At 53.9% G+C, this 5,778-nt stretch carries 3 tRNA genes and 3 rRNA genes; all 6 read right to left on the reverse strand.

Going from position 1 to position 5,778, the window contains the following annotated elements:
* Positions 1-3: 3 nt before the first annotated feature.
* The 6 genes from AX725_RS07690 to AX725_RS07715 all read right to left on the reverse strand — a co-directional run bounded on the left by AX725_RS07690 (position 4) and on the right by AX725_RS07715 (position 5,537).
* Positions 4-80, reverse strand: a tRNA-Met gene (locus AX725_RS07690).
* A 218-nt stretch (positions 81-298) separates the two neighbouring features.
* Positions 299-413 (reverse strand): 5S ribosomal RNA (gene rrf, locus AX725_RS07695).
* Positions 414-543: 130 nt separating this feature from the next.
* Positions 544-3,335 (reverse strand): 23S ribosomal RNA (locus AX725_RS07700).
* A 325-nt stretch (positions 3,336-3,660) separates the two neighbouring features.
* Positions 3,661-3,736 (reverse strand) — tRNA-Ala (locus AX725_RS07705).
* Positions 3,737-3,793: 57 nt separating this feature from the next.
* Positions 3,794-3,870 (reverse strand) — tRNA-Ile (locus AX725_RS07710).
* 178 nt (positions 3,871-4,048) lie between these two features.
* Positions 4,049-5,537 (reverse strand): 16S ribosomal RNA (locus tag AX725_RS07715).
* The 16S, 23S and 5S rRNA genes sit together here with 3 tRNA genes alongside, the layout of an rRNA operon.
* Between the last annotated feature and the right edge of the window lie 241 nt (positions 5,538-5,778).

Below are 5,778 nucleotides of genomic sequence, written 5' to 3' on the forward strand. Positions count from 1 at the left end.
TATTGGTTGCGGGAGCAGGATTTGAACCTGCGACCTTCAGGTTATGAGCCTGACGAGCTACCGGGCTGCTCCATCCCGCGCCACCAATGGGGCTGCTTGGTTTGCAGCCCGGAGCGATTTGTTTTGCCGGATCGCTTGTTGGCGATCCGGTGGCGGGCTGCTCCATCCCGCGCCAGTAATGTGCGTCTTTTTCGAGAGACGCGGGCCATAGAGGCCAAAAAACCGCCCTGGGATTGACCCTTGGGCGGTTGTTTTGAACATTGTGATGGGTTTTTTGCTCCTGCGCACCGGCTTCAATGCCTGGCGACGCCCTACTCTTCCAACGCTTAAGCGGTAGTACCATCGGCGCAGTCAGGTTTCACGGCCGAGTTCGAGATGGGATCGGGTGGGTCACTGACGCTATGGCCACCAAGCAATGAAGCAGGTGCGCATGAGGGGTTTTGATCGATGCCCGTGCGGGACGACATTTCATGTCTTCAGGTTTTGGCGAACATCCGGCTTTGAAGATCATCCTTCACCAATGCTGACATTGATGGTGGGACTTCCAAGCGCGAACAGAGTAATTAGGACCGGTTAGCTCCATGCATTACTGCACTTCCACACCCGGCCTATCAACGTGGTGGTCTTCCACGACTCGATGATAACTTATCTTGAGGGAGGCTTCCCGCTTAGATGCTTTCAGCGGTTATCCCGTCCATACATAGCTACCCTGCTGCACTGCTGGCGCAATGACAGGTACACCAGAGGTATGTTCAACCCGGTCCTCTCGTACTAGGGTCAACTCCTCTCAATTATCGACGCCCACGGCAGATAGGGACCAAACTGTCTCGCGACGTTCTGAACCCAGCTCACGTACCACTTTAATTGGCGAACAGCCAAACCCTTGGGACCTGCTCCAGCCCCAGGATGTGATGAGCCGACATCGAGGTGCCAAACGATTCCGTCGATATGAGCTCTTGGGAATCATCAGCCTGTTATCCCCGGCGTACCTTTTATCCGTTGAGCGATGGCCCTTCCACGAGGGACCACCGGATCACTATGACCGACTTTCGTCTCTGCTCGACTCGTCAGTCTCGCAGTCAGGCGAGCTTATGCCATTGCACTCTAACAGACGGTTTCCAACCGTCCTGAGCTCACCATCGCGCGCCTCCGTTACTCTTTAGGAGGCGACCGCCCCAGTCAAACTACCCGCCACAGAGGGTCCCAGCACCGGATAACGGTGCGTGGTTAGACATCAGAAAACAACAGGGTGGTATTTCACCTATGGCTCCACGACAGCTGGCGCCGTCGCTTCAAAGCCTCCCACCTATGCTACACAGTTCTTTCCTAATGCCACTCTGAAGCTGCAGTAAAGGTGCACGGGGTCTTTCCGTCTAACCGCGGGTACTCCGCATCTTCACGGAGAATTCAATTTCGCTGAGCATGTACTGGAGACAGTGGGGAAGTCGTTACGCCATTCGTGCAGGTCGGAACTTACCCGACAAGGAATTTCGCTACCTTAGGACCGTTATAGTTACGGCCGCCGTTTACTGGGGCTTCAATTCAGAGCTTGCACTCCTCCTCTTAACCTTCCAGCACCGGGCAGGCGTCAGACCCTATACGTCGTCTTGAAGCCGACTTAGCAGAGTCCTGTGTTTTTGCTAAACAGTCGCTACCCCCTGGCTTGTGCCCCCCACACATGGTTGCCCATATGTGGGGCCTCCTTCTCCCGAAGTTACGGAGGTAATTTGCCGAGTTCCTTCAGTACACTTCTCTCAAGCGCCTTGGTATACTCTACCATCCCACCTGTGTCGGTTTAGGGTACGGTCTATACGGAGGGGCTATTTCCTGGGACAACTTCGAAGCCAGACCAATCCAATAAGGCCTGACAACTTACGCCATCCGTCACACACCTCCAGGCCCACGAATATTAACGTGGTTCCCATCGACTACCCCCTTCGGGCTCGTCTTAGGGGCCGGCTCACCCTGCTCAGATTAGCTTTAAGCAGGAACCCTTGGGATTTCGGCGAGAGGGCATCTCACCCTCTTTATCGCTACTCATGTCAGCATTCTCACTTCCGATACCTCCACGGTCGGTTACCCTCCCGCTTCACAGGCTTACGGAACGCTCCGCTACCGCGTGCATAAATGCACACCCTAAGCTTCGGTACGTATCTTGAGCCCCGTTACATTTTCGCCGCAGGATCTCTTATTTAGACCAGTGAGCTGTTACGCTTTCTTTAAAGGATGGCTGCTTCTAAGCCAACCTCCTGGTTGTTTTGGAAATCCCACATGCTTTCCCACTTAGATACGATTTGGGGACCTTAGCTGTAGGTTAGGGCTGTTTCCCTTTTGACGACGGACCTTAGCACCCGCCGTCTGTCTGCCGGACTAACTCTGTGGTATTCGGAGTTTGGTTAGGTTTGGTAGATCTCGCGACCCCCTAGCCCATCCAGTGCTCTACCCCCACAGGTAAACATCCGACGCTCTACCTAAATAGATTTCGCGGAGAACCAGCTATTTCCCGGCTTGATTGGCCTTTCACCCCTAAACACAACTCATCCGATAATTTTTCAACATTAAACGGTTCGGCCCTCCAGTGCGTGTTACCGCACCTTCAGCCTGGTCATGCCTAGATCGCCGGGTTTCGGGTCTAATCCATCAAACTCAGTCGCCCTGTTCAGACTCGCTTTCGCTGCGCCTACACCTAACGGCTTAAGCTCGCTTGATAGATTAAGTCACTGACCCATTATACAAGAGGTACGCTGTCAGGCCTCAAGGACCCTCCAACTGATTGTAAGCATTCGGTTTCAGGTACTGTTTCACTCCCCTCATCGGGGTGCTTTTCACCTTTCCCTCACGGTACTTGTTCGCTATCGGTCATGTACGAGTATTTAGGCTTGGAGGGTGGTCCCCCCATGTTCAGACAGGATTTCACGTGTCCCGCCCTACTCAAGTCCTGATGTTTCGCTTTCGCATACGGGACTGTCACCCGCTATGGTCAAACTTTCCAGAATGTTCTGCTAACTCAACATCAGGCACTGGCCTGGTCCGCGTTCGCTCGCCACTACTAACGGAATCTCGGTTGATGTCTTTTCCTCCGGGTACTGAGATGTTTCAGTTCTCCGGGTTCGCTTCACCAAGGCTATTTTATTCACCAAGGTGATACCCTATCCACCTCATTCCGACACTGGCCAAAACCAGCAGCGAAATGAAATGGTGAGGGTGGGTTTCCCCATTCGGAAATCGCGGGATCAAAGCTTGCTCACAGCTCCCCCACGCTTATCGCAGCGTGCCACGTCCTTCATCGCCTGTACATGCCAAGGCATCCACCAAATGCTCTTACCTCACGCTTGAAAGTCCACACCACCAATGTCAGCACTGGCAAGGTTGCAGGATCGGCACAGTCTTGTGTCTGCACCAGCCCGCTCCCAAACCTCTCGGCATGCTGCCACGGCTTGTTCGGTGTGGATGATTATTCTCAGCCAGATATTCATTTTGAAATGAATGTGTGATTGGCAACGCGAACGATCCCTTGCGGAACCGCCACGATGCAACCACGGCATCGATTAAAAAACCCATTCACAATGTCAAAGAACAGGCCATCTCATGGCCTGCGCAACCGATGCAAACCTTGCGGCCGCACCGGAATTCGGTGTCTTCATCTCTGGAGTGTCGAAATGGTGGAGCCTATCGGGATCGAACCGATGACCCCCTGCTTGCAAAGCAGGTGCTCTCCCAGCTGAGCTAAGGCCCCCAACCATGATCGCCTGAACAACCTTCGCAAAAAGGCCATTCAAACAGCGCGTCCATATGGTGGGCCGAGGAGGACTCGAACCTCCGACCTTACGCTTATCAGGCGTACGCTCTAACCACCTGAGCTACCGGCCCCACCTGCGACCTTTCGGCCTCGGCGGGCAAGCCCGTGCTGCCCAAAGGCGGCTTCATTTGCCACACGAACGCGGCAAATTCTCCAGGATGAAGGGACATGAGGACGACGGCAATGTTCTTTGGAATGGAAGAAGCTCTTCCCGGTACGAAACCAGGCGCTTTCTGCCGATATCCTTAGAAAGGAGGTGATCCAGCCGCAGGTTCCCCTACGGCTACCTTGTTACGACTTCACCCCAGTCGCTGAACCCACCGTGGTCGCCTGCCTCCCTTGCGGGTTAGCGCAGCGCCTTCGGGTGAATCCAACTCCCATGGTGTGACGGGCGGTGTGTACAAGGCCTGGGAACGTATTCACCGCGGCATGCTGATCCGCGATTACTAGCGATTCCGCCTTCATGCTCTCGAGTTGCAGAGAACAATCCGAACTGAGACGGCTTTTTGAGATTAGCATGATCTCGCGATCTAGCTGCTCACTGTCACCGCCATTGTAGCACGTGTGTAGCCCAGCGTGTAAGGGCCATGAGGACTTGACGTCATCCCCACCTTCCTCCGGCTTATCACCGGCGGTTTCTTTAGAGTGCCCAACTGAATGATGGCAACTAAAGACGAGGGTTGCGCTCGTTGCGGGACTTAACCCAACATCTCACGACACGAGCTGACGACAGCCATGCAGCACCTGTGTGCTAGCCAGCCGAACTGAAGAAATCCATCTCTGGAAATCATACTAGCCATGTCAAACGCTGGTAAGGTTCTGCGCGTTGCTTCGAATTAAACCACATGCTCCACCGCTTGTGCAGGCCCCCGTCAATTCCTTTGAGTTTTAATCTTGCGACCGTACTCCCCAGGCGGATAACTTAATGCGTTAGCTGCGCCACCCAAGTTCCATGAACCCGGACAGCTAGTTATCATCGTTTACGGCGTGGACTACCAGGGTATCTAATCCTGTTTGCTCCCCACGCTTTCGCACCTCAGCGTCAATACTTGTCCAGCGAGTCGCCTTCGCCACTGGTGTTCTTCCGAATATCTACGAATTTCACCTCTACACTCGGAATTCCACTCGCCTCTCCAAGATTCAAGCCATCTAGTTTCAAAGGCAGTTCCGGGGTTGAGCCCCGGGCTTTCACCTCTGACTTGAATGGCCGCCTACGTGCGCTTTACGCCCAGTAATTCCGAACAACGCTAGCTCCCTCCGTATTACCGCGGCTGCTGGCACGGAGTTAGCCGGAGCTTATTCTCCAGGTACTGTCATTATCATCCCTGGTAAAAGAGCTTTACAACCCTAAGGCCTTCATCACTCACGCGGCATTGCTGGATCAGGCTTTCGCCCATTGTCCAATATTCCCCACTGCTGCCTCCCGTAGGAGTCTGGGCCGTGTCTCAGTCCCAGTGTGGCTGATCATCCTCTCAGACCAGCTAAAGATCGTCGCCTTGGTGAGCCTTTACCTCACCAACTAGCTAATCTTACGCGGGCTCATCCTTGGGCGATAAATCTTTGGACCGAAGTCATCATCCGGTATTAGCAGTAATTTCTCACTGTTATTCCGAACCCAAGGGCAGATTCCCACGCGTTACGCACCCGTGCGCCACTAAGGCCGAAGCCTTCGTTCGACTTGCATGTGTTAGGCATGCCGCCAGCGTTCGTTCTGAGCCAGGATCAAACTCTCAAGTTGTTTCACATCCCACCGCAGCTCCAGCCCAAAAGCCAGACAACCACAATGAAACGCGCTTCAAGGAGCCGTTCCTGCACAAATCTATTACGTAATGGATACGTGAAGGACATGTTTGGAACGACTTAACGTTAACTGATCCACGCGGCCTTGAACTCCGCGAGACCAGGCGCCGTCGCCCACATGTCCCTTCATCTAAACCTACAATGTCAAAGATCTCACCGACAAAAACAGCGGACAACCA

It is taken from the genome of Blastomonas sp. CCH9-A1 (genome assembly GCF_001557175.1).
In the GTDB taxonomy this organism is placed as follows: Bacteria; Pseudomonadota; Alphaproteobacteria; order Sphingomonadales; family Sphingomonadaceae; genus Blastomonas; species Blastomonas delafieldii_A.